This window comes from Aeromonas hydrophila subsp. hydrophila ATCC 7966, assembly GCF_000014805.1.
Classification (GTDB): domain Bacteria; phylum Pseudomonadota; class Gammaproteobacteria; order Enterobacterales; family Aeromonadaceae; genus Aeromonas; species Aeromonas hydrophila.
On record NC_008570.1, the window covers coordinates 3,349,547 to 3,375,763 of the forward strand.

The 26,217-nt window shown below is 62.8% G+C and carries 22 protein-coding genes; 10 read left to right on the plus strand and 12 right to left on the minus strand.

The window, feature by feature from the left end; genetic code table 11:
- Nucleotides 1-55: 55 nt before the first annotated feature.
- The 8 genes from AHA_RS15055 to grpE form a co-directional block, all read right to left on the minus strand.
- Nucleotides 56-1,081 carry a substrate-binding domain-containing protein gene (locus AHA_RS15055; protein WP_011706775.1) on the minus strand — a complete coding sequence of 342 codons (1,026 nt, stop codon included), beginning with the start codon at nt 1,079-1,081 and terminating at the stop codon, nt 56-58.
- Between the two features lie 27 nt (nt 1,082-1,108).
- Entirely contained in the window at nt 1,109-2,524 is a 1,416-nt protein-coding gene (locus AHA_RS15060; protein ID WP_011706776.1) for a glycoside hydrolase family 32 protein, read from the minus strand.
- On the minus strand, nt 2,524-3,888 hold the full coding sequence (locus tag AHA_RS15065; RefSeq protein ID WP_011706777.1) for a sucrose-specific PTS transporter subunit IIBC: 1,365 nt from the start codon (nt 3,886-3,888) through the stop codon (nt 2,524-2,526). Before AHA_RS15065 ends, AHA_RS15060 begins: the two co-directional genes overlap by 1 nt.
- 83 nt (nt 3,889-3,971) lie before the next feature.
- Nucleotides 3,972-4,928, minus strand: coding sequence for an aminoimidazole riboside kinase (locus AHA_RS15070; RefSeq protein WP_011706778.1), 957 nt, complete (start codon nt 4,926-4,928; stop codon nt 3,972-3,974).
- 115 nt (nt 4,929-5,043) lie between these two features.
- A complete protein-coding gene (locus tag AHA_RS15075; RefSeq protein WP_011706779.1) occupies nt 5,044-6,534 on the minus strand; it encodes a carbohydrate porin in 1,491 nt (496 codons plus the stop codon).
- Between the two features lie 263 nt (nt 6,535-6,797).
- Nucleotides 6,798-7,940: a molecular chaperone DnaJ gene (gene dnaJ, locus AHA_RS15080; protein ID WP_011706780.1), complete on the minus strand. Its 1,143-nt coding sequence runs from the start codon at nt 7,938-7,940 to the stop codon at nt 6,798-6,800.
- Between the two features lie 254 nt (nt 7,941-8,194).
- Nucleotides 8,195-10,123 carry a molecular chaperone DnaK gene (gene dnaK, locus AHA_RS15085; protein WP_011706781.1) on the minus strand — a complete coding sequence of 643 codons (1,929 nt, stop codon included), beginning with the start codon at nt 10,121-10,123 and terminating at the stop codon, nt 8,195-8,197.
- Between the two features lie 303 nt (nt 10,124-10,426).
- Nucleotides 10,427-11,002, minus strand: a complete 576-nt coding sequence (gene grpE, locus AHA_RS15090) for a nucleotide exchange factor GrpE (protein ID WP_011706782.1) — start codon at nt 11,000-11,002, stop codon at nt 10,427-10,429.
- Between the two features lie 269 nt (nt 11,003-11,271).
- Here grpE and nadK point away from each other — a divergent pair, with 269 nt between their 5' ends.
- The 9 genes from nadK (at nt 11,272) to AHA_RS15135 (ending at nt 23,242) form a co-directional block, all read left to right on the plus strand.
- Nucleotides 11,272-12,156 (plus strand): NAD(+) kinase, encoded by an 885-nt coding sequence (gene nadK / locus AHA_RS15095; protein WP_005303013.1) that lies wholly within the window; start codon nt 11,272-11,274, stop codon nt 12,154-12,156.
- Nucleotides 12,157-12,267: 111 nt separating this feature from the next.
- On the plus strand, nt 12,268-13,932 hold the full coding sequence (gene recN / locus AHA_RS15100) for a DNA repair protein RecN (protein WP_011706784.1): 1,665 nt from the start codon (nt 12,268-12,270) through the stop codon (nt 13,930-13,932).
- Nucleotides 13,933-14,513: 581 nt separating this feature from the next.
- Nucleotides 14,514-15,407, plus strand: a complete 894-nt coding sequence (locus AHA_RS15105; protein ID WP_011706785.1) for a DHHA2 domain-containing protein — start codon at nt 14,514-14,516, stop codon at nt 15,405-15,407.
- 360 nt (nt 15,408-15,767) lie between these two features.
- Nucleotides 15,768-16,208 carry a universal stress protein gene (locus tag AHA_RS15110; RefSeq protein ID WP_011706786.1) on the plus strand — a complete coding sequence of 147 codons (441 nt, stop codon included), beginning with the start codon at nt 15,768-15,770 and terminating at the stop codon, nt 16,206-16,208.
- A gap of 214 nt (nt 16,209-16,422) precedes the next feature.
- The gene (macA, locus tag AHA_RS15115) at nt 16,423-17,586 is read left to right on the plus strand and encodes a macrolide transporter subunit MacA (RefSeq protein WP_011706787.1); all 1,164 of its coding nucleotides are present in this window, start codon (nt 16,423-16,425) and stop codon (nt 17,584-17,586) included.
- Nucleotides 17,583-19,526, plus strand: a complete 1,944-nt coding sequence (locus AHA_RS15120) for a MacB family efflux pump subunit (RefSeq protein ID WP_011706788.1) — start codon at nt 17,583-17,585, stop codon at nt 19,524-19,526. Before macA ends, AHA_RS15120 begins: the two co-directional genes overlap by 4 nt.
- Nucleotides 19,523-20,896, plus strand: coding sequence for an efflux transporter outer membrane subunit (locus tag AHA_RS15125; protein WP_011706789.1), 1,374 nt, complete (start codon nt 19,523-19,525; stop codon nt 20,894-20,896). The genes AHA_RS15120 and AHA_RS15125 overlap by 4 nt, the downstream gene beginning before the upstream one ends.
- A 171-nt stretch (nt 20,897-21,067) precedes the next feature.
- On the plus strand, nt 21,068-21,874 hold the full coding sequence (locus AHA_RS15130) for a siderophore-interacting protein (RefSeq protein WP_011706790.1): 807 nt from the start codon (nt 21,068-21,070) through the stop codon (nt 21,872-21,874).
- A gap of 261 nt (nt 21,875-22,135) precedes the next feature.
- On the plus strand, nt 22,136-23,242 hold the full coding sequence (locus AHA_RS15135) for a 3-deoxy-7-phosphoheptulonate synthase (RefSeq protein WP_164927704.1): 1,107 nt from the start codon (nt 22,136-22,138) through the stop codon (nt 23,240-23,242).
- A 405-nt stretch (nt 23,243-23,647) separates the two neighbouring features.
- Here AHA_RS15135 and AHA_RS15140 read toward each other — a convergent pair whose 3' ends face one another.
- The 3 genes from AHA_RS15140 to AHA_RS15150 all read right to left on the minus strand — a co-directional run bounded on the left by AHA_RS15140 (nt 23,648) and on the right by AHA_RS15150 (nt 25,074).
- Nucleotides 23,648-23,809 carry a hypothetical protein gene (locus tag AHA_RS15140; protein ID WP_164927705.1) on the minus strand — a complete coding sequence of 54 codons (162 nt, stop codon included), beginning with the start codon at nt 23,807-23,809 and terminating at the stop codon, nt 23,648-23,650.
- 15 nt (nt 23,810-23,824) lie between these two features.
- Entirely contained in the window at nt 23,825-24,235 is a 411-nt protein-coding gene (locus AHA_RS15145; protein ID WP_011706792.1) for an H-NS family histone-like protein, read from the minus strand.
- A 416-nt stretch (nt 24,236-24,651) separates the two neighbouring features.
- Nucleotides 24,652-25,074, minus strand: coding sequence for a GNAT family N-acetyltransferase (locus tag AHA_RS15150; RefSeq protein ID WP_041213686.1), 423 nt, complete (start codon nt 25,072-25,074; stop codon nt 24,652-24,654).
- A gap of 186 nt (nt 25,075-25,260) precedes the next feature.
- On the opposite strand from AHA_RS15150, the gene AHA_RS15155 reads away from it, so the two are divergent.
- Nucleotides 25,261-25,761 (plus strand): SRPBCC family protein, encoded by a 501-nt coding sequence (locus tag AHA_RS15155; RefSeq protein ID WP_011706794.1) that lies wholly within the window; start codon nt 25,261-25,263, stop codon nt 25,759-25,761.
- Between the two features lie 69 nt (nt 25,762-25,830).
- On the opposite strand, the gene AHA_RS15160 is transcribed toward AHA_RS15155, so the two are convergent.
- Nucleotides 25,831-26,172 (minus strand): DUF805 domain-containing protein, encoded by a 342-nt coding sequence (locus AHA_RS15160; RefSeq protein ID WP_011706795.1) that lies wholly within the window; start codon nt 26,170-26,172, stop codon nt 25,831-25,833.
- Between the last annotated feature and the right edge of the window lie 45 nt (nt 26,173-26,217).

Sequence of the window (26,217 nt, forward strand, 5' to 3'; positions counted from 1 at the left end):
ACGCAAAAGCCCCGCCACTGCCGGCGGGGCTTTTGCTTTTCAGGATGCGGGGAACTCAGGCGACCCGGGCAGCCCGCTGACTGCGCCAGCGAATGCGCGGATTGATCACCTGGGCGGTCTGGGGCGGCGGGTTGCCCGCGATAAGCTTTTGCATCAGCTCGAAGGTCGCCCGAGCCAGGGCCGGACAATCCTGAGCCACCGAGTCGATGTGCATGGGGATGCAGTCGAGCAGGTCGTGATCATCGAAGGTACACAGCCGCATGCCCGTCTCCATCAGCCCCGCCTCGTTGAGGTAGCGCAGCACCCCCTCCAGCAGGGTGAAGGAGGCAGTGAAGAGCCCCTTGGGGGGCGCGCCGAGCTCGGCCACCAGCTCGGCCATCAACTGATAGCCCGAGCTTGGCTGGTAGTCGCGGTGGCGCACCCGGGTAGGGTCCGCCTCCAGCCCGGCGCGGTGCAGCCCCAGCTCATAGCCTGCCAGCCGGTGACGGCTGGGGGAGAGATCCAGCAGGCCGCCGAAGTAGTAAATCTCCTCGCCGCACTGGCCGGCCATCTCCTGCACCAGCTCGGCGGTGGCCTTGCAAGCATCGGAGATCACCATGGGCAGGCGTGACTCGCCGATGTGACGGTCGAGCTGCACCACCGGCAAGCGGTCGTGAATGCGGGCATAGATATCGTCGCTGTGGCCGCTGGAGGCGACGATGAGACCGTCCACCTGGCGGCTGATGAGGTTGTCCACCACCCGCTGCTCCAGGGTGGGATCATCCTCGGAGCAGGCGATGAGCAGCTGGATCCCCGCCTCCCGGCAGTGCGCCTCGAGGGCGCGGGCGATGCTGGCAAAGCCGAAGTTGGTGAGGTCGGGGATCACCAGCCCCCAGGTGTAACTGCGGGTCTCGCGCAAGGCGCGGGCATGAAAGCTCGGCTGGTAGTGGCACTCGTCCGCCACCACCTGGATCCGCTTGCGGGTGTCATCGGCGATGCGGTACTCCGCACTCTTGCCGTTGAGCACCAGACTGGCGGTCGCCTTGGACACCCCCGCCAACTCGGCTATCTGGGCAATCGTGATCCGTTTCTTCTTCTCCACCTGGCCTCCCGGCAAACTGATACCGGGCTATTGTACTAGGCAGGCCGCCAGCGGCCAGTGATCGAGGCAAATTTTGCCGCCCGCGACCGGTTTGCCCGGCGCAAGTTGCGGCCCCGGTCCCGGGAAGTAGCGCGCCGACAGGGTATGGCGGCCGCCATCGACGAAACACTCGAGACTGGATCGATCGCACAAGACGGTGATGCCGCCGCCCTGCCAGGGGCAGCATCGCTCCTCCCACGCCCCGCTCTGCCAATTCAGACGGCGCAGCACCAGGCGCCCTGGCTGCCAGCACAGCTCGGCCACGGCGCCAAACCAGAGGCTCCCCTCGCCGCACAGCGCCAGATCGAGCCAGGCCGAGTCGATGGCCAGCCCCGGAAATTCGCCGAGCGTCCCCTCGAAGCGGGTCTGCTCCCCCTTCAGTGCCGCCAGCTCCGCCACCGGCCGCTGGCAGAGCCAGTCGCCTTGCCAGAACAGCTCCCGCGGGCAGCTCATCTGGTGCAGCCAGCCATAGGGAATGGTGGGCTGGCTCATCTCGTTCTCTTCCGGCAGTCCCAGCCAGCCAAACAAGAGGCGCCGCCCCTGGCTGTCCTGGGTGGTCTGGGGGGCATAGAACTCGAAGCCACTGTCCAGCTCGTGGAAAGCCCCGTGCACGAAGTGCATGCCATCGAAACTGCCCGCCAGCCAGCCGCACTGGTAGAGGTTGCGATAGTCCTCTCCCCGGGGGGCAATCCCCTGCGGGCAGCTGATCAGCACATGACGATCTGCCAGGGGGAAGAGGTCCGGACACTCCCACATATAACCAAAGTCCCCCAGCCCCCCGCGCCCGCTACCGGCGATGGGGCCCACCAGCGTCCAGGCATCCAGCGTGTCGCCGCGATAGAGCAGCACTTCGCCCTTGTCATCCAGGGTGCGAGCCCCCAGCACCATCAGCCACTGCCCGCCGTCGTGCCACACCTTGGGGTCGCGCACATGGCCGCTGTAGCCTGCGGGCAGGTCCAGCACGGGGCCCAGCTTGGCAAAGCCCCCCTCACCGTCGGCACGGGCCAGACACTGGTAGGCGGTGCGGCTGCCGTCCGGGTATTTGACGTTGCCGGTATAGATGAGGGTCAGGCGCCCCTGCTCGTCGCTCACCGCCGAGCCCGAGTAGCAGCCGTGGCTCTCATAGGTCTCGGTGGGCAGCAGCGCCACCGGTTCGTGCTGCCAGTGCAGCAGATCGGTGGAGGTGACATGGCCCCAGCCCTTGTTGCGGTGCTCGCAGCCCAGCGGGTTCCACTGGTAGAAGAGGTGGTAGCGCCCGTCGTGCTCGATAAAGCCGTTGGGATCGTTAAGCAGCCCCACCGGGGCTGCCAGATGCCAGCGGGGCCGATGGGGATCGGCCGCCGCCTTGAGCTGTCCGGCCAGCAGCGACCGGACAATCTGGTTGAGCAATGCGACGTCCTTCATCACTCCACCTTGTACTTGAGCAGGTAGGAGGCGGCGAAGGCGGCGCCAAAGGCGATCACCAACCCGACGATGTAGTGGATGAGGCTCATGGGCTGGACGATGGCCATGCCTGGAATACCGGTCAGCCCCACCGCCGTCATACCCACCTTGGCCGCCACCACGTAGGCGCCGCCGCAAGCCCCGCCAAACAGGCCGGCCAGGAAGGGTTTGATGTAGCGCAGGTTGACGCCGAAGATCGCCGCCTCGGTGATGCCGAGCAGGCAGGACATGGCCGCCGGCACCGTGATGGCCTTGATCTTCACATCCCGGGTCTTGAAGTAGACCGCAAGGCAAGCTCCCCCCTGAGCCACGTTGGCCATGGCCCAGATGGGCAGCAGGAAGTTGACGCCGATCTGCGGATTGGCCAGCAGCCCTGCCTCGATGGCGTGGAAGCTGTGGTGGATGCCGGTGATGACGATAAGCGAGTAAGTGCCGCCAAACACCAGCCCCGCCAACCAACCCGCCTGCTCATAGAGGGCGCTCAGGCCGAACGAGATACCATCCCCCAGCACCCGCCCGGCAGGGCCGATGAAGAGCAGCGCCACGAAGCCGGTGATGATGACGGTCAAAAACGGCGTGAGGATCAGATCCAGCGTGTCGGGGATGCGCCTTCTCAGCTGTTTCTCCAGGTGCGACATGAACCAGACCGCCAACAGCACCGGGAAGACGGTGCCCTGATAGCCGATCATGGCCACGTCCAGCCCGAAGAAGTCCATGGTCTTGAAGCCACCGGCCACCCCCCAGGCGTTAGTCAGCGCCGGGTGGGTGAGGATGCCGCCGAGGGTCGCCCCGAGGTACGGATTGCCGCCAAACTCCCGCGCCGCCGTAAAGCCGATCAGGATCGGCAAAATGATGAAGGCTGCCGAGCTGAACATGTCGAGCATGACGAACAGGGCGCTGTCGGCATTGACCCAGCCGTAGGTGCGCACCATGCCGAGCAGCCCCATCAGCAGACCCGAGGCGACGATGGCCGGAATGATCGGCACGAAGATGTTGGAGAGGGTCCGTGCCAGCCGCTGAGCCACGTTGAGCTTGGCCGTCGCCATGTCGGTCAGCTCCGCCTTGCTGGCGGTGCCGGTGCCGGTCAGCGCCACGAACTCCGCATAGACCTTGTTGACCAGGCCGGTGCCGAAGATCACCTGGATCTGGCCCGCGTTGCTGAAGCACCCCTTGACCCCCTCCAGCTTGTCGATGGCGGCCTTGTTCACCTTGCTGTCGTCCGCCAGCACCAGCCGCAGCCGGGTGGCGCAGTGAGCGGCGCTGACGATGTTCTCCCTGCCCCCGAGCAGGGGCACCAGATCCTTGGCTATCGCACTGATATTCATATTTTTCCTCTTATGATCCGCCGCGCTGGCGGGCCCTTGTCACATGAGAGTAGGGGCTGTCGAGCCGGGCTTCTAGCCGCGGATCAACAGCCGCTTGTGCCTGATCGCAAAAATTCATCCAGTTCGGTACGAGTCGGCAGCGCCGTCATCGCCCCCTTGGCGGTGGTGGCGAGCGCCCCGCAGCCGTGGGCCTGTACCAGGATGGCAGGCAGCTCGGCCAGCGTCGGCAGCGACGAACGCCCGGCCAGGGCCGCCAGCAGACCGGCGACGAAGGCATCCCCCGCCCCCGTGGTGTCGATGGGCGTCACTTTGGGCCCCACCCACTCCAGCAACTCGCCATCCAAACGGGCCACCACACCGGCCGCCCCCCGGGTCACCAGCACCAGCGCCGGCCCCGCCATGGTGGCGAGCCCCGCCGCCAGATCATCCAGACCGCTCAGCAGTTGCAGCTCCTCCACCGACAGTTTGACCACGTCCGCCTGCGCGATGGCTTCGCGCACCAGCGGCAGCATCTCGGCCGGGTTGCCCCATACCTCGGGCCTCAGGTTGGGGTCGAAGCAGACCCGTCCCCCGGCCGCCTTGATGGCAGCCATAGCCTGCAGGCAACTGCCGCGCACCGGTTCGTTGGCAAGCGCAATGGAGCAGGTAAGCAGCCACTGACCGACGTCGAAGCGGGGCAACTCATTCGGGGTGAGGAACTGGTCGGCGCTGGGGCGCACCATGAAGGTGAAGCTGCGCTCCCCCTCTTCATCCAGTGCCACCAGCACGGTAGAGGTGCGATGGTCAGGATCGAGCCGCAGCGCAGCGATATCCACCCCCTCCCCGCTCAGGGTCTTGGCCAGGAAGCGGCCGAACGGATCGCCGCCGACCCGGCCGATAAAGGCCGCATCGCCACCAAGCCGTGCCACGCCAACTGCCACATTGGCGGGTGCGCCACCCGGACACTGGAGGTAGTGCCTCTCCCCTTCCGGGATCAAGTCCACTACCGCATCCCCCATTACCCACACACGATTCGTCACCTTGCTACTCCACTGCTGCATCGGATCGACTGCCAAACCCGGACTCTGTTCTGTTGGCTGACATTATCAGCTAAACCGTTTTAGCCAACCAATAGATCCCGGCACCGGCTGCCATTTTTGTGATCGGGATAACGAACTAGAACCAGGTTTCCATCTGCACGCCAAAGTTCCACTCGCCGCCGGCGGTGAAGTTGCTCTGGCCCATGGCATCGTTGCTGGCGTAGTGGTCGAGCTCGGAAGACCAGTCCATCCAGGTGGCGAATACCCGCAGCTCGGGCCGCTCGAAGAAACCGGCGGTCTGCGCCTTGAAGGTGGGGGCGAAGGTGAGCTTGGTGAAATCGCCGCTCACCGCCTGGCGGCCCTTGTAGCCCTTGGGATCCAGGTCCATGTACTGCCAGGTGGCCTCGTAGACCAGCTCGACGTTCTGGCTCAGCACCTGGGCCAGCCGGCCATTGAGGGTCACCCAGCGGTATTCGTCCCCCTTCACGTAGCGATCCTTGCTCTGCTCGGCCAGCAGGGCCGGGGCGATACGCCAGCGCGGGGCAAGATCGGTGGCACCAAACACGGCGACCCGCACCGCATCGGCATCCGGCAACAGCTCGCTGTCGGAGCCCAGCCCCTTGAGCTCGGCACCCAGACCATGGCCATACAGCACGGCCGCCTTGGAGAAGCCGGGGTTGATGCCAAAGAAGCTGTCGCCGTGGTAGGCCAGCAGGGTGTGCGCCCCCTTGTTCGCCGCTTCGCTGCCGGCGCCGCCGTCGTTGATGCGGGTCTCGTTATCCTTGGCGGAGAGGCCATTCAGCATCCACTGCCAGTTGCCAAAGCGGTTGTTTATGGTGAGGATATGGCTCTCTATGTCCGAGAGACCGCTGGCGCTGATGTCGCCGTAATCGCGCCCGTAGAGAGAGAAGTTGGCCTTCCAGCTGTCGGCCAGCTGCACGTCGTAGACGCCGCCGCCGGTACCGGCCAGGAACACCACGTCCGAGTCGAGCCAGTGGATGTCGAAGTTGTCCCGGTCAAAGCGCTTGCCCGCCCACAGCACCGCATTCTTGAAGGGGCCGTCGAAGCTCGCCAGATTGCCGATCTCGGCAAACACCTGACGGGTGTTGAGGCTCGAATCGCTGGCGGTCCAGTCGTTGCTGGTCTCCACCCCGTCCGCCAGCATCAGCTTGTAGCGGGCCCAGCTACCATCGGCGAAGGTCTGGGTCTTCAGCAGGTTGGCCTCCATGTAGGTGTCATCCTCGTTACCAAGGCGACCCACGGCGCCGCCTACCGAGCCGGCCGGGGTGACGTAGGGGCCGCCGCGGCCCCCGTTGCCATTGCCGTTGACCAAGAGGCCCGAGCGGGCATAACCGTGGAACTCGAAGCCCTGGGCCCCGGCGGTCTGCTTGTCCACCTTCTCGCTCTGGGCCTTGGCCACCACGGCCGTTTCGCGGGCTTCGTTTGCCTTGCTCTGGGCCTCATCGGCCCGCGCTTCCGCGGCGGTGGCTCGCGCCTCGGCTGCCTGCACCCGCGCCTCCAGCGCCGCCAGACGGGCCTCGATACTGCCATCCGCCGCCCACAGCGGGCTGCTCATCCCCAATCCCAGCGCTACCGCCAGCGCCAACTTGTTCTTGCACATCGTCATCGTCCTCACCTGTCATCTGTTGCCCGGTCGGGCCTGTTGTTATCGACGACGAAAGCATAGCTAAACCAATTTAGCTAACTCAATACACCAGCTAAACCGTTTCAGCTGCAATGTGAGCGGGATAACATTCGTACAGCAGGAATTGGCGGAAGTTGTGAGGAAGATCCCTCATCGGGATCCACTCAATAAGCGGGGATCTTGCTAAAACAGGGGCAAAAAAAGAGCCGGCACAGGGCCGGCTCTTTATATCTGGGTCGCGAAAATCAGCTGGTCAGATCGTCGAAGAAGCGTTTCACCCCTTCGAAGAAGCCTTCCGATTTCGGCTTGTGGGTCTTGGCGGCGGCGCCGCTGAAGGACTCGTCCAGCTGGCGCAGCAGCTCTTTCTGGGACTCGGTCAGCTTGACCGGGGTCTCCACCACCACCTTGCACATCAGATCCCCCACCTGGCCGGAGCGCACGGACTTCACGCCCTTGCCCCGCATGCGGAACATCTTGCCGGTCTGGGTCTCCGGAGTGACCTTGAGCTTGACCCGGCCATCCAGGGTCGGCACTTCGATCTCGCCACCCAGGGCTGCCGCGGTAAAGCTGATGGGCACTTCGCAGTAGAGGTTGTTGCCGTCACGCACGAAGATTTCGTGCTCCTTGACGTGCACCTGTACGTACAGATCGCCCGCCGGTGCGCCGGCTTCCCCCGCTTCCCCTTCGCCGGAGAGACGGATCCGATCGCCGGTGTCGACGCCAGCCGGGATCTTGACCGACAGGGTCTTGGTTTTCTGGTAGCGACCCTCGCCATGGCACTTGCGGCACGGATCCTTGATGATCTTGCCGCGACCGTGACAGTGAGGACAGGCCTGCTGCACCGCGAAGAAGCCCTGACGCATCTGCACCTGGCCGGAGCCGTGGCAGGTCGGGCAGGTCTGGGCCGAGCTGCCGGTGTGGGCACCGGAGCCGTTACAGACTTCACAGTGGACCAGGGTCGGCACCTTGATCTCCTTGGAGACCCCGCGTACCGCCTCTTCCAGCGTCAGCTCCATGGTGTAGCGCAGGTCGGAGCCACGGGCAGGGCCACGACGGCCGCCGCCACGGCTGCCACCAAAAATATCGCCAAACACGTCGCCGAAGATGTCGCCGAAATCGGCGCCGCCGCCAAAGCCGCCGTGGCCACCGCCACCCTGGCTCTGATCCACGCCAGCGTGACCGTACTGGTCATAGCGGGCACGCAGATTGGCATCGGTCAGGATCTCGTAGGCTTCCTTGACCTCTTTGAACTTCTCTTCGGCCCCGGCATCGCCCTGGTTGCGGTCAGGGTGATACTTCATGGCCAGACGCTTGTACGCCTTCTTGATCTCGCGTTCGTCGGCATCCTTGGATACCCCGAGCACTTCGTAGAAATCGCGCTTCGACATACTTATCCTGTTGCTATATCAGCAGTTACGCAGACGGGCGTTGGTCACCCAACGCCCGTAAATTCATTGACGAATCTGCTCACACTCTTACTACGAAGCCGTGATCAAGGCTCATGTGCTGCTCAGAATCCTCATGTATTCACATACACTCCGGTTCTTGCGCTGCTCTTTACCTTGCTGACGGCCTCTCGCGACAGACCGTGAACAGATTCTGAGCCGATGGGCGAAGCCTGCTTCGCCCATCTGGGTCGGGCTTACTTCTTGTCGTCTTTCACTTCTTCGAACTCGGCGTCGACCACGTCGTCGTCAGCCTTGGCGGAAGAAGAGGACTGACCGGCATCAGCACCGGCGGCACCTTGCGCCTGAGCCTGCTGCTGGGCAATTTCCATCAGCTTCTGGGACGCTTCCAGCAGTGCCTGCTGTTTGGCTTCGATGGCAGCCTTGTCGTCACCCTTGATGGCGCTTTCCAGCTCGCTCAGCGCGGCTTCGATCTTGGTCTTGTCGTCGGCAGGCAGGGCTTCACCGGCTTCGGTGATCTGCTTGCGGACAGAGTGGACCAGACCATCAGCCTGGTTGCGGGTCTGCACCAGCTCTTCGAACTTCTTGTCCTCGGCCGCGTTGGCTTCGGCTTCGCGTACCATGCGTTCGATCTCGTCATCAGACAGACCAGAGGAGGCCTGGATGGTGATCTTCTGCTCCTTGTTGGTCTCCTTGTCTTTGGCGGAGACGTGCAGGATGCCGTTGGCGTCGATGTCGAAGGTCACTTCGATCTGCGGCAGACCACGCGGTGCCGGACGGATGCCTTCCAGGTTGAACTGGCCCAGAGACTTGTTGTCGCTGGCGCGCTTGCGCTCACCCTGCAGCACGTGAATGGTCACGGCAGACTGGTTGTCTTCGGCAGTGGAGAACACCTGGGACTTCTTGGTCGGAATGGTGGTGTTCTTCTCGATCAACGCAGTCATCACGCTGCCCATGGTTTCGATACCCAGGGAGAGCGGGGTCACGTCCAGCAGCAGTACGTCGGTCTTGTCACCGGACAGTACGGCACCCTGAATGGCAGCACCCATGGCCACGGCTTCGTCCGGGTTGACGTCTTTGCGCGGCTCTTTGCCGAAGAAGTCGGCAACGGCCTTCTGCACCATCGGCATGCGGGTCTGACCGCCTACCAGGATGACGTCGTCGATCTCGCCAACGGCCAGACCGGAGTCTTTCAGAGCGACACGGACCGGCTCCAGGGAGTCTTTCACCATGTCTTCCACCAGGGATTCCAGCTTGGCGCGGGTCACCTTGATGTTCATGTGCTTCGGACCGGTGGCATCTGCAGTGATGTACGGCAGGTTGACGTCGGTCTGCTGGGCGGAAGAGAGCTCGATCTTGGCTTTTTCAGCCGCGTCTTTCAGACGTTGCAGAGCCAGCTGATCCTTGCGCAGGTCGATACCCTGCTCGCGCTTAAACTCTTCAACCAGGTAGTTGATGACGCGGTTGTCGAAGTCTTCGCCACCCAAGTGGGTGTTACCGTTGGTCGCCAGTACTTCGAAGGTGGTCTCGCCTTCGACTTCGTCGATCTCGATGATGGAGATATCGAAAGTACCGCCACCCAGGTCATAGACGGCAACCTTGCGCTCGCCCTTGACCTTGTTGACGCCGTAGGCGAAAGCCGCGGCAGTCGGTTCGTTGATGATGCGTTTTACATCCAGACCGGCGATACGACCGGCATCCTTGGTAGCCTGACGCTGGGCATCGTTGAAGTAGGCCGGCACTGTGATGACGGCTTCGGTCACCGGCTCGCCCAGATAATCTTCGGCGGTCTTCTTCATTTTCTTCAGCACTTCGGCAGAGATCTGCGGCGGTGCCATTTTCTTGCCTTTGACTTCTACCCAGGCGTCACCGTTGTCGGCCTTGGCGATGGCGTACGGCATGATCTCCAGATCGCGCTGTACTTCGTCATCTTCGAAACGACGGCCGATCAGACGCTTGATGGCGAACAGCGTGTTCTTCGGGTTGGTGATGGCTTGGCGCTTGGCCGGCTGACCAACCAGGATTTCGCCGTCATCGGCATAGGCAATGATGGACGGAGTAGTACGGTCGCCTTCCGCGTTCTCGATCACGCGAGCATGGTCGCCATCCAGAATAGCGACGCAGGAGTTGGTAGTACCCAGGTCAATACCGATGATTTTACCCATTTGACGAATCTCCAAATACTTTGAATAAACTGGCGAGGGGCTCGCCTTAATGCGTTAACGGCTAGGTGGGGGCTGCCAATCTGGCTTTCAAGCTCCCGGCATCAAATTTTTTGTGCCGCCGTGGCCTTGCATCCTATATGGGGTCGCAAGCCGCCGCTTCAAGCCCCGCCCTGAAAAAACCTGCCTTCATTCATTGCCATTGGCAGGATGAAGACCGGCTATCCGTGCCCCCGGCGACCACACGTCCGGGGCACTTGCCAATAAAAAGCCCGCCGAGCGGCGGGCTCAGCACAGCGATGGGGCTCAGGCCGGGGCCTTGGAAACCATCACCATGGCCGGACGAATGACGCGGCCGTTGAGCTCGTAACCCTTCTGCATCACCGCAATGACGGTGTTGGGGGCAAGCTCGGCGTTTTCGATCATGCTCATCGCCTGATGGGCATTGGGGTCGAACGGCTGATTGAGCGGGTCCAGCGGATTGAGGCCGAACTTGCCGACCGAGCTCTGCATGGATTTCAGGGTCAGCTCCACCCCTTCGATCATCGGCTTGAGCGCCTCGTTTTCCTTGTCGGCCAGCTCGATGGCACGCTCCAGGTTGTCCAGTACCGGCAAGAGCTCGGCGGCGAATTTCTCCAGCGCGAACTTGTGGGCCTTCTCCACGTCCTGGGCCGCACGGCGACGCAGGTTTTCCATCTCGGCGACGGCACGAATGGCACGCTCGCGCTCCTCGAGGGAGGCTTGCTGGGCGGCATCCAGTTGTGCCTCAAGCTCGGCAATGCGGGCCTGCTCGGCTGTCACTTCACTGTCTACATCGGTCGGCTCGACTGGCTGGGCTTCCACTTGCTCCATCGCTTCAACCTTTTGTTCTTCGTGGTTCATGACATCTCCAATTCCGGGGTTACTTATTGAGGGCCCGACCACCCGGTTGAGCGACCGGACGGCAATGGGCCGACTATGTTGGCGCTATTATGGGGATGGATCCCCGGCTTTCAAGGGGAAAAGGGCGCCATTATCGCCAAGAGCGTGCGGTAGCGGGCAATTTGGGGCTTTTTCCCGGCATCCGCTGCGGCCGGACCAGCCGGTGGCAGACAAATCCCCCCCAAAGCACGGTATACTCCCCCCAATACTCATCCCAGACCCGACAGACTATGGATTCTCCGTTCAAAACCATCGCCCTGATTGGCAAACCCCACCACGAAGGGGCCAACCAGACCCTGACCGGCCTGCATCAATACCTGACCACCCGAGGTTTTCGGGTCCTGGTGGAGAGCCGGGTGGCCCATGCCCTCGGCATCATGGACGAGAACGTGATGGACCTGGTGCAGCTGGGCCAGCAGGCCGATCTCGCCATCGTGGTCGGCGGTGACGGCAACATGCTGGGGGCCGCGCGGGTGCTGTCGCGCTTCGACGTGGCGGTGATCGGGGTGAACCGGGGCAACCTCGGTTTTCTCACCGATCTCTCGCCGCAGGATTACCTGCTGCCGCTGGAGCAGGTGCTGTGCGGCCACTACAAGAGCGAGCACCGCTTCCTGCTGGAGGCGGCGGTCTATCGCCACGGCGAGCGCAAGTCCAACAACCTGGCGGTCAACGAGGCGGTGCTGCACCCGGGCAAGATTGCCCACATGATCGAGTTCGAGGTCTATATCGATGGCAGCTTCATGTACAGCCAGCGCTCGGACGGCATCATAGTGGCCACCCCCACCGGCTCCACCGCCTACTCCCTGTCGGCGGGGGGGGCCATCCTCACCCCCAAGCTCAATGCCATCACGCTGGTGCCCATGTTCCCGCACACTCTGAGCAGCCGCCCCATCGTGCTGGACGCCGACAGCGAAGTGCGGCTGCTGGTCTCACCGGACAATCAAGACGACGCCATGCAGGTGAGCTGCGACGGCCAGGTGACCCTGGCAGTCCACCCGGGGGACGAGATCCTCATCAAGAAGAGCAGCCACAAGCTGCATCTGGTGCATCCGCTCGACTACAGCTACTTCCACGTGCTGCGCAACAAGCTCGGCTGGGGCAGCAAGCTGTTCTGACCCACGCTTGACGTTCCTGCGCATCCTGTTGCAGGTCGACTCTTTACTGTATGGAAAACCAGTATATACTGGATACATACACAGTAATGTTGGCCCATACAGGATGAGACCATGCTGACCCAGCTGACCGTCAACAACTTCGCCATCGTCAAGTTTCTCGAACTCGATCTGCAACCAGGCATGACCTGCATCACGGGTGAGACCGGGGCCGGTAAATCCATCGCCATCGACGCCCTGGGCCTGTGCCTGGGGGAACGGGCCGAGGCCGGCATGGTGCGACCGGACAGCGACAAGAGCGAGGTCAGCGCCCGCTTCCTGCTGGACGGCAACCCGGCCGCCCGCGCCTGGCTCGCCACCAACGAGCTGGAAAACGAAGGGGAGTGTATCGTGCGGCGGGTCATCTCCGCCGAGGGGCGCTCACGCAGCTACATCAACGGCGTGCCCGTCCCCCTCACCCAGCTCAAGAACCTGGGCCAGCTGCTGGTCAACGTCCATGGCCAGCATGCCCACCAGATGTTGCTCAAACCCGACTACCAGCTCGCCCTGCTCGATGGCTACGCCGGCCACCATCTGCTGCTCGATGAGGTGCGTCGCCACTACCAGCAGTGGCGCCAGCTGCAGAATGAACTCAACCGGCTCAAGGCCGAGCAGCAGCAGCGGGAGGCCCGTCGCCAGCTCATCGAATATCAGGTGCAGGAGCTGGACGAGTTCGCCCTGCAGCCCGGGGAGTTTGAAGAGATTGAAGAGGAGCATCAGCGGCTGGCCAACGGCACCGAGCTGATGCAGGAGTGCGGCGCCTGTCTCGACCTGCTCTATGACAACGAGGAGACCACCATCGCCGGCCTGCTGCAGACCGTCGTCGATCGGGCCGAGAGCCTGGTCGCCATGGATAGCCGGCTTGGCGACGTGCTCGGCATGCTCAACGAGGCGCTGATCGGAGTGCAGGAGAGCCACAGCGAGCTGCGCAATTATCTGGATCGGCTGGAGCTGGACCCCGAGCGTTTCAACGAGCTGGAAGCCCGCCTCTCCAAGGCCATCAATCTCGCCCGCAAGCACCACGTCAAACCGGCCGAGCTGGCCCTGCACCATCAGGAGCTGGCCGCCGATCTGGCGCGCCTCAACTCCGACGAGGAGCGGCTGGAGGGGATGGAAGACGAGCTGGCCGAGGCCCGCCTGGCCTTTGTGCAGGCCGCCGAGGCCCTGAGCCAGAGTCGCCAGCGCTACGCCGAGGAGCTCGGCGCCAAGGTGAGTGCCAGCATGCACGAGCTGGCGATGCCGGATGGCCGCTTTGCCATCGAGGTACGCCCCGATGCCCAGAGCAGTCTCTCGCCCCTTGGCATCGATCGGGTGGAGTTCATGGTCACCACCAACCCGGGCCAGCCCATCCAGCCGCTCGGCAAGGTGGCCTCCGGCGGTGAACTGTCGCGCATCAGCCTGGCCATCGTGGTCATCAGCGCCCGCAAGGTCTCCACCCCCACCCTGATCTTCGACGAGGTGGACGTGGGGATCAGTGGCCCGACCGCCGCCGTGGTGGGGCGCCTGCTGCGCCAGCTGGGTGAATCCACCCAGGTGATGGTGGTCACCCACCTGCCGCAGGTGGCAGGCAAGGGCCATCAGCACATGGTGGTCAGCAAGCACACCGACGGCAAAACCACGGAAACCCAGATGCAGGCGCTGGATCAAGGGGCCCGTCTCAACGAGCTGGCCCGCCTGCTGGGGGGGGATCAGATCACCGACAATACCCTGGCCAACGCCCGCGAACTGCTGGCCTGCTGAGGCAAAGGTCAGCCATCTGCACGCGGGGCCCACGGTGAGGATCGGGTACCCCGCGTAACCCAGCCCCTTGGTGACGGCGGTTTGCGGCTTAGCGGCTGGAGCATCATCACCATGCCGCCGTTGCCGCATCCTGAAGGGTCACCCCCTGGCGGCTTGCATGGTCACGGCTTGCTTGACCGGGTTGGAGCATCCTTGTCGCTAACCAACCCGAACCACAGTCTCATCACTTTGCTTGCCCGCATCTCCTCTTCAACGTCTGCGGCATGAACCTTGAGGCGATTAGCGAGCCCGCCGGCGCTTGCCACGCGGCTATCTCCTTTCGCTTGTCTCCCTGTCCGGGTTTGCCTCCCCGCCCTAATCTGCTGCCCTGGTCTGCCTCCCTGCCCCCAGACGATTCAGCAGCAGGTGTGTGCGCCCCTTTGACCACAGGGTTTCACCCGCCGCAGAGCGGCTTGCGCCGGTTGCCATGAGCGGGGACGGCGCATAGAGTGAAACCAGAGCCGGGGCCAGCCCCTGTTTTCCCATTTGCCCCGCATACCTGATCTTGCCTCAGGTACGTCATCAACCGCAGGAATGGCACCATGCTCCACGTGTTTGGTCACAAGAATCCCGACAGCGACAGTATCTGTACCGCTCTGGTTGCCGCCGACTGGCTCAATCGTCAGGGCCGAGCGGCCCAGGCCTACGCCCTCGGCGAGCCCATCGCAGAAACCCGCTTCATTCTGGAAACCGCCGGCGTTGTCGCCCCGCCTCTGCTGCATGGCAGCGTGGCCAACAAGGAGGTATTCCTGGTGGATTTCAGCGAGCTGGAGCAGGGCCCCGAAGGGTTGGCCGAGGCGGACGTGCAGGGCCTCATCGATCACCATCGCATCGGTACCCTCATCACCCGGGGCCCGCTCGATGCCTGGATCCGGGCCGTCGGGTGCAGCGCCACCGTGCTGCTGGAGCTGATGGGCTATGACACCCTCTCCCGCGCCCAGGCTCGCCTGCTGCTGGGGGCCATCATCAGCGATACCTTCAGCCTCACCTCGCCCACCACCACGGCCCGCGACCGCGCCGCCGTCCATGCCCTGCTGCCGCTGGCCGATCTGGCGCTGGAGCCCTTTGCCCAGACCCTGCTGGAACGGCGCACCCAGCTCGGTGACGCCCCCATGACCGAGCTGCTTGCCGCCGACGAGAAGGCCTACCAGATCGCCGGCTACCAGCTCTATGTCAGCCAGATCTGCGTGATGGATCCCGCCCAGCTGCACAGCCGCCAGGCCGAGCTGGAACAAGCCATGCAAGCGCGGCTGATGCAGGACGAACTGGATGCCTATGTGTTGATGCTGACCGATCTGGCCAAGGGGGGCAGCCAGCTCTACTTCGCCAGCAACGGCATTCTGCCCGAGCAGCCGACGCATCTGGTTGGTGCCGTCAGCCGCAAGAAGGAGGGATTGCCCTGGCTGACCCGCTATCTCTCCGGCGAGCAGATCTGACCCCAGGCGGCGGGCCGGCCTCTGCCGGCTTGCCGCCCACTCCTCTTTTCAGCCCCCTCACCACCAGCCTCACCGGCCCATTCACGGCGCCTCCCGGCCAGGCAACTCATGCTTTGCTCACACTTTTACCGCCTCGTACCCCATTTTCCCGCCAAAACCCGGTTTTCCTTCATTTTCCATTCAACTCAGTCTGTTATGATGATGTAAACGAACATGGCCTGGCGATGCATCACTGACACGAGGTGACGCCTGCCGCACAGAGAGCCAGGTTCGTGCTATGCGACACATAGCGGGCACACAGTGGTATGGGACAGGCCGTTTGTCCCGGGTGACCCGCGCCATGCCAAGGGAGAACTGCTTATGACCTCAACCAATATTGTGCTGTTGCTGGAAGGCAAGGATTACGAGCAGGAGACGCTGGCCAAAGCGAGTCAATTGGCACAAGCCATGGGGGGCGAGCTGACCCTGTTGCACCTGACCCACAGCAGCAAGATGCGCCGCAAGAGCCTGTCGCTGTCGGAAGAGGAGCGCAGCGCCCAAGGCACGCTGGATGCCAAGGCCATCATCAGCGAGCTCATCACCACCCTGCAGCACCCGGTGGATTACCAGTGTCTGGTGGTCGATGACGTGGTGCCCGACCTGAAACGCTGGCTGGCCGCCAACCCGACCGATCTGCTGCTGGTCGGCAGCCGCCACCACTGGATGGAAGGCTCCCTGGCCCGCCTGCTCATCTACAAGCTGCCGATCGACATCCAGATCTGCCACGAGCCCTACAGCGAGCAGCTCAAAGCCGTCGGTTGATGACCGGGGTGCCCACCCGCGAGGTGGGCACCCTGTTGCCAGCTCCCTTTCGGGGTCCTTTTTACCCCGCCATCCCCTGCTTGCCCTCCTCATTCCCCGGCCTAATGACAAGGCTATCTACATGTTTCCTTACATATTCATCGCTGTTTTTTAAGCCTCGTTTGCTGCAGGATATTGCCCTTGCACGCCTTCGTTCGCTTCTTTCAGGTGAAACATGAACATAACTCCCCAGCAGAGAAAAATTGCCCTGCTCGCCCTCGTCCTCTTGCTCGCCATCGGCTGGCTGATCTGGCCGAGCAAGACGCCCGAGCCGGTGCTGACCGCCCAGGTGACTCGCCAGGACGTAGAGCAGACCGTGCTGGCCAGCGGGGTACTGCAGGCCATCGAGCAGGTGGACGTTGGTGCCCAGGTTTCCGGCCAGGTCACCTATCTCGCGGTGGAAGCGGGCCAGAAGGTCAAGCAGGGGGATTTGCTGGCCGAAATCGACCCGCTGATCGCCCAGAACAACCTCAAGACCGCCGAGGCGGATCTCGCCAGTCGCCGCGCCCAGCTCAAGATCAAGCAGGCCCAGCTCAAGCAGAATGAGCTGAGCTGGCGCCGTCAGCAGCAGATGTTCAGGCAGGAGGCGAGCTCGCGCGCCGATCTGGAGAGCGCCGAAGCCCTCCTGGCCGTGACCAAAGCCGAGCTGCAAAGCGCCCAGGCCGAGGTCGAGAATGCCCAGATCAAGGTGGAACGCACCAAGACCGAGCTCGGCTACAACCGCATTCAGGCCCCCATGGATGGCACCGTCGTCAGCATTGTGACCCGTCAGGGCCAGACCCTGGCCGCCAGCCAGACGGTGCCGACCCTGCTCAAGCTCGCCAACCTAGAGACCATGACGGTCAAGGCGCAGATCTCGGAAGCGGACGTCACCCGGGTCAAGGCCGGCATGCCGGTCTACTTCACCCTGATGGGAGACCCGGATACCCGCTACCACGGCACCCTGCGCACCGTCGAGCTGGCTCCCACCAACATCAACGAGCAGGCCACCAGCACCACGACCACCAGCAACGCCGCCGTTTACTACTACGCCCTATTCGACGTGCCAAACCCGGATCACACCCTGCGGGTCGCCATGACCACCCAGGTCACTATCGTGCTCGGCGAGCGCAAGCAGGTGCTGACCATTCCGCAGACCGCCCTTGGCAAGAAGCTCGGGGAGAACGAGTACGAGGTCACCCTGCTCAAGGAGGACGATCAGAAGGAGACCCGCCGCATCAAGACCGGCATGAAGGACGACATCAAGATCGAAGTGGTCAGCGGCCTGAGCGAGCAGGAGAAGGTCACCCTGGGTCAGGGCAAACCGGCCAGCAACAATGACGTGGAGATCATGCTGTGAGCGAGCCGCTGATCCAGCTCAAGGGGATCGAGCGCCGCTATCAGAGCGGGGAGCAGGAAGTGACCGTGCTCCATCCGCTCGACCTCACCATCGAGGCGGGGGAGATGATCGCCATCGTCGGTGCCTCCGGCTCCGGCAAGTCGACCCTGATGAACCTGCTGGGCTGCCTCGATCGGCCGAGCAGCGGCCAGTACCTGTTCCGCGGCCAGGATACCGCGACCCTGGATGCCCTCTCCCTCGCCCGGCTGCGCTGCCATCACTTCGGCTTCATCTTTCAGCGCTACCACCTGCTGCCGCACCTCAATGCCGCCGCCAACGTGGAGATCCCGGCCGTCTACGCCGGTACGTCGCGGGCCGAGCGCCAGGCCCGCTCCCAGGCGCTGCTCACCCGGCTGGGGCTCAGCGATCGCAGCCATCACACCCCGAGCCAGCTCTCCGGCGGCCAGCAGCAGCGGGTCAGTATCGCCCGGGCGCTGGCCAACGGCGGCGAGGTGATCCTGGCGGACGAACCGACCGGGGCCCTCGACAGCCAGAGCGGCAAGGAGGTGATGGCCATTCTCAAAGAGCTCCACGCCCAGGGCCACACCATCATTCTGGTGACCCACGACATGGAGGTGGCCAGCCACGCCGACCGGATCATCACCCTGAAAGATGGCCGGGTGCAGGAGGACAGCGGCCGCAAGCCGGCGGCCGTCCCCGTGACCCCGACCGCCGCCCCTGCCGGCAAGGAAGGGGTAGGCCACGACTGGGATCGCTACCGGGAAGCGGCGCGCATGGCGCTGCACGCCATGCTGGCCCACCGCATGCGCACCTTCCTCACCATGCTTGGCATCATCATCGGCATCGCCGCCGTGGTGAGCGTGGTGGCGCTCGGTCAGGGGGCCCGCGCCAAGGTGATCGATCAGATCAACGCCATGGGCACCAACACCATCGACATCTTCCCCGGCAAGGATTGGGGGGACGAGAAGGCGGCCAGCATCCAGACCCTCAACAAGCGGGATCTCGACGCCCTGCTCGGTCAGCCCTACCTGGAAGGGGCCAGTCCCCAGATAGCCGCCCCCGGCCAGCTGCGTTATCGCAACAAGACCAGCAGCGGCAGCATAGTGGGGGTCGGCAACGACTTCTTCCGGGTCAAGGGGATGAAGCTCACCAACGGCCGGTTGTTCGACGAGCGTGACATCCAGAACCGGGCAGCGGTGGCGGTGGTGGACGGCAAGACCATCGAGAGCCTGCTCGGCAAGCAGGATCCCGTCGGCCAGGTGGTACTGGTCGGCACCCTGCCGGTGCGCATCATCGGCGTGGTGGAAGAGGAGACCGGATTTGGCCGCAGCAGCCAGTCGGTGAACGTCTGGCTGCCCTACAGCGCCGTGATGAGCCGCCTCATCTCCCAGAACCACTTCAGCCAGCTCACCATCCGGGTCAAGGACGGGGTGCAACCGGCGCTGGCCGAACAGGCCGCCATCGAGCTGCTGACCCAGCGCCACGGGGTGAAGGACTTCTTCACCTTCAGCAGCGACAGCATCATCAAGTCAGTGGAGAAGACCACCGCTACCATGACACTGCTGGTCTCCGCCATCGCGGTGATCTCCCTCATCGTCGGCGGTGTCGGGGTGATGAACATCATGCTGGTGTCGGTGGTGGAGCGTACCCGCGAGATCGGCATCCGCATCGCGGTCGGCGCCCGCCAGTCGGACATACTGCAGCAGTTTCTGATCGAGGCGGTGATGGTGAGCCTGCTGGGCGGCATGCTCGGGGTCGGCGTCTCCCTCTTCATCGGTCTGCTCTTCTCCCTGTTCGTGGAGAGCATCCAGATGCACTTCTCGCTCTTTTCCATCCTGATGGCGTTTGGCTGTTCCTCGCTCATCGGGATCCTGTTTGGCTACCTGCCCGCCCGCAATGCCGCCCGGCTCGACCCGGTCGAGGCGCTGGCGAGGGAATGACGATGTACCACTTATCCAAACTGGGGCTCTGCCTCACCCTGGCGCTCGGTCTCGGCGCCTGCAGCCAGCAGAGCAGCTATCAGCGGCAAGAGCTGGCGCTGGCCGACCACTGGCAACAGCCGGACGACGGCCTCACCCGGCAGCAGGCCGGCCCCTGGTGGCAAGGCTTCCACGACCCCGAGCTGGATCGGCTGATCGAGGCCGTGCTGGCCGCCAACCCGGACATGCAGGTAGCCGGTCTGCGCCTGCGCAGTGCCCTGCTCGGCGCCGATCTGGCCGATACCAACCTGACCCCCTCGGTCAATGCCGGCATCAGCGGCAATGGCACCAAGGACCTGAAAAGCGGCAAGGCCAGCGGCAGCATGGGTCCCTCCCTGACCCTCGGCTACGAGGTGGATCTGTGGGGCCGGCTCGCCTCGGTGCGGGATCAGGCGAGCTGGGAGGCCGAGGCCTCCGCCCAGGATCTGGCGGCCACCCGCCTGATGCTGATCGGCAAGGCGCTGGAGCAGTACTGGCAACTGGCCTATCTCGGCTCGGCCATCACCCTCGGCCAGCAGCAGCTCGCCAACTATGAGCGTGCCGAGCAGCTGACCCAGGCCAAGTACCGGGCCGGCGCCGTGACCCGACTCGACCTGGTGCAGGCCAGCCAGCAAAAAGCCGGCAAGCAGGCGGAGCTCAGCTCGCTCCTGATGCAGCAGGAGCAGGCCCGCAATGCCCTACGGCTGTTGCTCGGCCGCAGCAGCGGCCCGCTGGCGTTCGAACCCAAGGCGCTGCCGACGGCCCCCATCCCCACGCTGGCGGTCGGCATTCCGGCCGATGTGCTGGCGCGGCGCCCCGACGTGCGCGCCGCCGAGCTGCGCCTGCGCAAGACCCTGGCGAAAGGGGACGAGATCCGCACAGGTTTCTACCCCACCCTGAGCCTGACCGGCGGGGCCAGCAGCAGCTCGGACACCCTGACCCAGGTGCTGCAAAACCCGGTGGGTACCCTGGGTGCCACGCTGGCGCTGCCCTTCCTCGAATACAACAAGACCCGGCTCGCCATCGCGGGTTCCAGGCTCGATTACCAGATAGCCGAAGCGGAGTTTCGCAAGCAGCTTTATGGCGCGCTGGTGGAGGTGGAGGATGGTCTGGCCACCCGCCACCACGGCGAGCAGCGCCTGAACTACCTGGCTGAGCAGCTGGACTTTGCCAAGGAGGCGGAGCGGCTGGCCAGAGCCCGCTATCAGGCTGGCGCCACCGGAGTACAACCCTGGCTGGATGAGCAGAACCGGTTGTGGGATGCCGAGCTCGCCCTGCTCGGCCAGCAGAAGGAGCAGCTCAACACCATGGCCAGGATCTACAAGGCACTGGGAGGGAGCGATCGCAGCTGACCCGCCTTGTCTCATGCCCTCGCACCGCTCGAGGGCATGAGACATCTCCCTTATTTCTCCCCTTGTGTGCCTTTTCCCCTCGGCCAGGGTCTGACCGCTGGCACACAAAGCAATTGATAATAATTTTCATTTAATGAAAAATGGGCGCCATTATCAGTCAGGAGTATGCCCATGTCCCAGTCCGCCCCGGTCAATCGTCCCCGTCTGCTCACGGTCAAGCACATTCAGGATGTGAGCCCGCACCTGCGCCGGATCTGCCTGACCAGCCCGGAGCTCGCTGACTACCCCTTCACCTGTGGCGGCGCCCATATCAAGATCATGCTGCCCCAGCCGGGCCAGGCCCATGCCGTACTGCCCACACCCACCCCGCAGGGGCCGCGCTGGGAAGATCCGAGCCAGCGCCCCATCATGCGTACCTTCACCATTCGCGCATTTCGCCGCGAGGCGCTGGAGCTGGATATCGACTTCGCCCTGCACGGCGATGGCGGCCCCGCCAGCCGCTTTGCCAACGAGGTCAAGCCAGGCGACCTGCTGGCCATCTCGGGCCCAGGTGGTCCGGACCCCATGTTGCAGCCTGCCAGCCACTACTACATGGTGGGGGATCTCACCGCCCTGCCCGCCATCAGCGCCATGGCCGAGGTGATGCCCGCCGATGCCCGCGGCCACATCGCCCTGCTGGTGCCCTATCAGGAAGATGTGCAGGATCTGTCGCTGCCCGCCGGGGTGACCCTGCGCTGGTTTGTCGGCTCCCCTGAAGAGACGGCGCCGCTGGTGGAGTATTTCACCTCCCTGCCGCTGGAAGAGCAACAGAGCTACTTCTGGTTCGGCGGGGAAGAGGGATTGGTGGTCCCCATGCGCCGCCACGTACGGCGCACACTCGAGGTGGATCGCACCCGGGTCTACGCCGTGCCCTACTGGCGCCACGGCAAAGATGAAGAGGCCTATCACCATGCGCGTCACGACGTGATGGACAGCTGAATCAGCTGATTTTGTCCTGAAATATCAAGCTCATGGTCTACCGGCCATGGGCTTGATTGCCATTGGTGCAATGCCACCCGCCTGCTCTCCCCCCCCCATTCTGGTATGCCACTCGGTTGTGCTTGCATTTGCGGCCGACAACAAGATAATGATAATCACTCTCAACAATAACAGGTGATGACGCCCCATTGCAGCTCCCTCGTCCGGGTCCCGGTGTGGAGTGCACGTCATTCACTCCATTTGCACAGCAAGGTAATCCAGATGGCAGTCTTGAACTCGGTAATGCGCGCCTTCGCGGTGGAGGCTCTCCCCACTCCTGCCGACCTGTTGGCACTTCACCCCTGTCCAGCCGACCTGGCAACCGGGATCGATCAGCACCGTCAGCAGGTTCGCCAGATCCTGAGCGGGGATGACGATCGCCTGCTGGTGGTCATCGGTCCCTGCTCCATTCACGATCCCCTCGCCGCCCTCGATTACGCCCGGCGGCTGGCAGCGCTAGCCCACGACTATCGGGATCGGCTGCAGATAGTGATGCGCACCTATTTCGAGAAACCCCGCACCACGGTGGGCTGGAAGGGGTTGGTGTTCGACCCCCATCTGGATGGCAGCAACGACATAGGCCATGGCCTGCAGCTGGCACGCCAGCTGCTGCTCGACATCAACCGGCTGGGGCTGGCTACCGCCACCGAGTTTCTCGACACCACCAGCTTCCTCTACCTAGCCGATCTCATCAGCTGGGGAGCGATCGGCGCCCGGACCACGGAGTCACAGGTGCACCGGCAGCTGGCCTCGGCCCTGCCCTGCCCCATCGGCTTCAAGAACGGTACCGATGGCAACATCCGGGTGGCCATCGATGCCATCCAGGCCAGTGAAGCCTCCCACCTGTTTACCGTCCCCGGCAGCCAGGGCGGCATGGTGGTGATCAAGAGTGAGGGCAACCCGGCCGGCCACATCATCTTGCGCGGCGGCACCCGCCCCAATTATCACCAGAGCGACGTGGAAGAGGCGGCCGAGCGACTGGCACGGCAGGGGCTCACGCCTCGGCTGATGGTGGATTGCAGCCACGGCAACAGCCAGAAGCTGCACAAGAACCAGATCCGGGTGGCAGGAGAGCTCTGCCGCCAGCTGGTGGAAGGCAGCGACGCCATCGCCGCCGTCATGGTCGAGAGCTTCCTGCAGGGAGGCAGCCAGAAACCGGCGCCGCTGGCCGAGCTGGTGTATGGCCAGTCGGTCACCGATGCCTGCCTGTGCTGGGACGATACCCAGACCCTGCTCGCCATGCTGGCAGAGGCCGTCGAGACACGGCGCCAGCACCCTGGCCGGGCACAACCGGACATCGCCCGTTGGCATGCCCAGCTGGCCAGTTGAACGAGCATCGGCAATAAGGCTCCCATAACGGGAGCCTTATTATTTTGCCGATATTCCTGCCCTGTCGACCGCTCTGGTCTACCGATTAAATGACCAGCTCACTCTTTTTCCATGCAAAGTACGCTGACATTCGGATCCGGCAGGAATTAATAATATGTTGGCTCAGGTATTACCACCTGTACGCCGCAGACCAGCAGTCTGCCCCCGGTCAGGGTGGATAACCACGCAGTAAAATCCGGCGGGTTGCGGAGCAAAAAAGAGATACGCCCTGCGACTGACTTAATGCTTTTCCCATTGCCACATCGTCAGCCAGCTAATACCTGACGGGCTATATGAGTCCAGATATGGCTGACATTCCGATGATCGCGTGACAGCAAAAACGCGTACAGGGAGCCATCGGTACGATCATTTCCAATTAATCATTCCATCATGGGGCGACCAATTGACGTGCAGAGCACCGGTCTGAATGCGACACAAGAAGGTCGTATCAGGGGAGTTGGGGAATTGACAGAAGATATTTTTGGTGAGCACAAATAATAATGCCGCCTCATGGGCGGCATCATTCATGACTGATCCCGTGGATCAGATCAGGAAATCATTCAGATCCTTGCCCAGTGCCACTTGTTCGGCAATGGCTTTCGGCATGCGGCCCTGACCGGTCCAGGTTTTCTCCTGGCCATCTTCCTGGTACTTGTACTTGGCAGGACGCGGGGCGCGCTTGCTCTTGGTCGCACCAGCAGTGGCAGCCGGGGCGGCGGCGCTGTTCAGCAGCTCACGGGGATCGATACCGGCCTGCTGCAGCATTTCAGTGAACTCGCTCAGCTTGCGCTGACGCTCTTCCTGTTCGGCACGCTCTTGTTCAACAGACTCGGCACGCTCGTTATATACCAGCTCGAACTTTTCTTTTGCTTCTTGCAGCTGTTCAAACGGCAATTCACGGATGGCAGCGCGCAGGCTGCGAATGTTCAGCAGAACTTTCAGAAACTCGTTCATTACTTCCTCACAGAATTATTTTTGTTTGTCACAGGGATAACACAGCTTGAGAATAGCACGGCTGTTTGATGACAACATAATGATTTTATAGCCGCTGTCACTTTCTTAACAAAAAAGTGCGGCTGAATATACCGCTGACTTTATTCAGCCATTACCCATTACGTCACACCAGCTCATCTTTTGCCATGCAATTCCCCATACCGGGTATGGCAAATAGCGCAGATGTACCCCGTTATATTTTCCATCACAGTTGCGACCGCTATTTTTACAATTGGCCACGGTTGTTAAAACCTGACTCACCCACATGAGACTCAAGGTAGACGATTGACACTATATATTACCGGCAGCATCCGCTCGTTACTGCCGGCAATGCAGCTCTGCAACCATGATCTGATCAGTCGCAGGGCGCTGGCGCCCTATTCCAGGATCAACCGCCGCCAGGGGCCGGTGATCTCGCAGTGGCCGGTTTCTGCCGTATTCTGCCACCCCAGCCGATGATAAAAGGCCAGCGCCGCCGTGTTGTGGGTCGCCACCTTGAGCGAGGCGGGCTTTTGAAAAGAGGCCAACCCGTGACTCAGCAGGGCCCGCCCTACCCCCTGCCCATGCCAGTCGGCCGAGACATAGAGATGGTGAACGAAGCTTTCATCTCCCCAGATGGAGACAAACCCGCAAGGCGCTCCCCCCTGCTCGGCTACCCAGATCTGCTCGCCCCGGGTCTGCTCGTCAAAATCTTCCAACCGAAAATGCGCGGGATCGACCCAGTGAAACGTCTGCCGCCGCCCTTTGAGAAACAGCTGCGCCAGCTGGGGAATATCCGTCTCTTGCATGACTCTGATCATCAAAGCGTCCTTGTCATTGTGACTGCCTGACCCCACTCTCGATGGAACACAGGCACCATGTCAAATCGCACGGGCATAATAGTCTCTCGGCGATGGCAGGGGTGTGACACACCTCTGTCCATTTCATAAGCCATGGGACTATACTGCCTGAGTCCCATGTATGGATGGTTTGAGGCTCGCTGATTTATGGATAACAAGCAGATAGAAGGCAACATCTTTGTTCCGGCCCATATCGACGATGTCTGGCGCGCCTGGACAACCGAGAGTGGCCTGCGCAGTTTTCTGGCGCCGGAGTGCCTGATGGTGCCCGAACCGAATGGTCCCTTCGAAATCTATTTCAGACCCGATGCCCCGCTGGGTGAACGTGGCAGCGAAGGTTGCCGGGTGATGGCCGTCATGCCCCACGACCTGCTCAGCTTCAGCTGGAATTTCCCGCCCTCCCTGCCCCACATCCGCCTGCAAAAAACCCAGGTCAGCCTGCGGTTCGTTCCGGAAGGCCAGGGCACCCGGCTCTACTTTCTGCAAACCGGCTGGGCCAACGACCCGGACTGGGATCAGGGCTACGCCTATTTTCGCGAAGAGTGGCTGGAAACCAGCCTGCCGCGCCTGCAATACCGCTTTACCCACGGCCCCATCGACTGGAACAACCCGCCGGACAAGCAGCAACTGAAATCCCTGGCTCAATAAGAGCCCATATAAAGAAGAACACCGCCAACTGGCGGTGTTCTTCTTTATGCAAGGTTGGTGCAGACGGGCTCACAACAGGGCGGCACCGTAGCGGTTGGGCAGAGTCGAGCCTTTTTGCAGCTTGAAGAAGAGCAGGATCAGGAAACCCAGCACCGGAATGGCCCCCACCAGCAGATACCAGCCGGTGCGATTGGTGTCGTGCAAGCGGCGTACCCCCAGCGCCACGGTCGGGATCAGCGTCAGCAAGCCATATACACCCAAGGGATAATTGAGCTGCTCAGGAGCGTTGAACGCCAGCGACAGGGCAACGCATATCACGGTATTGATCAGCAGGAACATGAAATATTCTTGGCGGGATGCCCGCCCGCTGAAATTGAAATAGTTTTTAAACGCATTGAAATACCAGTTCATAATTTACCTCTTGGCATTGCCAGATAGCTGATGGGTTGAAGGGTA

What these genes read in the sequence shown, in the direction of transcription:
- AHA_RS15125 (WP_011706789.1), top strand. Translation starts at nt 19,523, where the DNA reads ATGACGATGTACCACTTATCCAAACTGGGGCTCTGCCTCACCCTGGCG.
- dnaK (WP_011706781.1), bottom strand. Translation starts at nt 10,123, where the DNA reads ATGGGTAAAATCATCGGTATTGACCTGGGTACTACCAACTCCTGCGTC.
- AHA_RS15160 (WP_011706795.1), bottom strand. Translation starts at nt 26,172, where the DNA reads ATGAACTGGTATTTCAATGCGTTTAAAAACTATTTCAATTTCAGCGGG.
- grpE (WP_011706782.1), bottom strand. Translation starts at nt 11,002, where the DNA reads ATGAACCACGAAGAACAAAAGGTTGAAGCGATGGAGCAAGTGGAAGCC.
- AHA_RS15075 (WP_011706779.1), bottom strand. Translation starts at nt 6,534, where the DNA reads ATGACGATGTGCAAGAACAAGTTGGCGCTGGCGGTAGCGCTGGGATTG.
- AHA_RS15150 (WP_041213686.1), bottom strand. Translation starts at nt 25,074, where the DNA reads ATGATCAGAGTCATGCAAGAGACGGATATTCCCCAGCTGGCGCAGCTG.
- macA (WP_011706787.1), top strand. Translation starts at nt 16,423, where the DNA reads ATGAACATAACTCCCCAGCAGAGAAAAATTGCCCTGCTCGCCCTCGTC.
- AHA_RS15070 (WP_011706778.1), bottom strand. Translation starts at nt 4,928, where the DNA reads ATGCAGCAGTGGAGTAGCAAGGTGACGAATCGTGTGTGGGTAATGGGG.
- dnaJ (WP_011706780.1), bottom strand. Translation starts at nt 7,940, where the DNA reads ATGTCGAAGCGCGATTTCTACGAAGTGCTCGGGGTATCCAAGGATGCC.
- AHA_RS15145 (WP_011706792.1), bottom strand. Translation starts at nt 24,235, where the DNA reads ATGAACGAGTTTCTGAAAGTTCTGCTGAACATTCGCAGCCTGCGCGCT.
- recN (WP_011706784.1), top strand. Translation starts at nt 12,268, where the DNA reads ATGCTGACCCAGCTGACCGTCAACAACTTCGCCATCGTCAAGTTTCTC.
- AHA_RS15105 (WP_011706785.1), top strand. Translation starts at nt 14,514, where the DNA reads ATGCTCCACGTGTTTGGTCACAAGAATCCCGACAGCGACAGTATCTGT.
- AHA_RS15110 (WP_011706786.1), top strand. Translation starts at nt 15,768, where the DNA reads ATGACCTCAACCAATATTGTGCTGTTGCTGGAAGGCAAGGATTACGAG.
- AHA_RS15130 (WP_011706790.1), top strand. Translation starts at nt 21,068, where the DNA reads ATGTCCCAGTCCGCCCCGGTCAATCGTCCCCGTCTGCTCACGGTCAAG.
- AHA_RS15140 (WP_164927705.1), bottom strand. Translation starts at nt 23,809, where the DNA reads ATGAATGATGCCGCCCATGAGGCGGCATTATTATTTGTGCTCACCAAA.
- AHA_RS15135 (WP_164927704.1), top strand. Translation starts at nt 22,136, where the DNA reads ATGGCAGTCTTGAACTCGGTAATGCGCGCCTTCGCGGTGGAGGCTCTC.
- AHA_RS15155 (WP_011706794.1), top strand. Translation starts at nt 25,261, where the DNA reads ATGGATAACAAGCAGATAGAAGGCAACATCTTTGTTCCGGCCCATATC.
- AHA_RS15060 (WP_011706776.1), bottom strand. Translation starts at nt 2,524, where the DNA reads ATGAAGGACGTCGCATTGCTCAACCAGATTGTCCGGTCGCTGCTGGCC.
- nadK (WP_005303013.1), top strand. Translation starts at nt 11,272, where the DNA reads ATGGATTCTCCGTTCAAAACCATCGCCCTGATTGGCAAACCCCACCAC.
- AHA_RS15065 (WP_011706777.1), bottom strand. Translation starts at nt 3,888, where the DNA reads ATGAATATCAGTGCGATAGCCAAGGATCTGGTGCCCCTGCTCGGGGGC.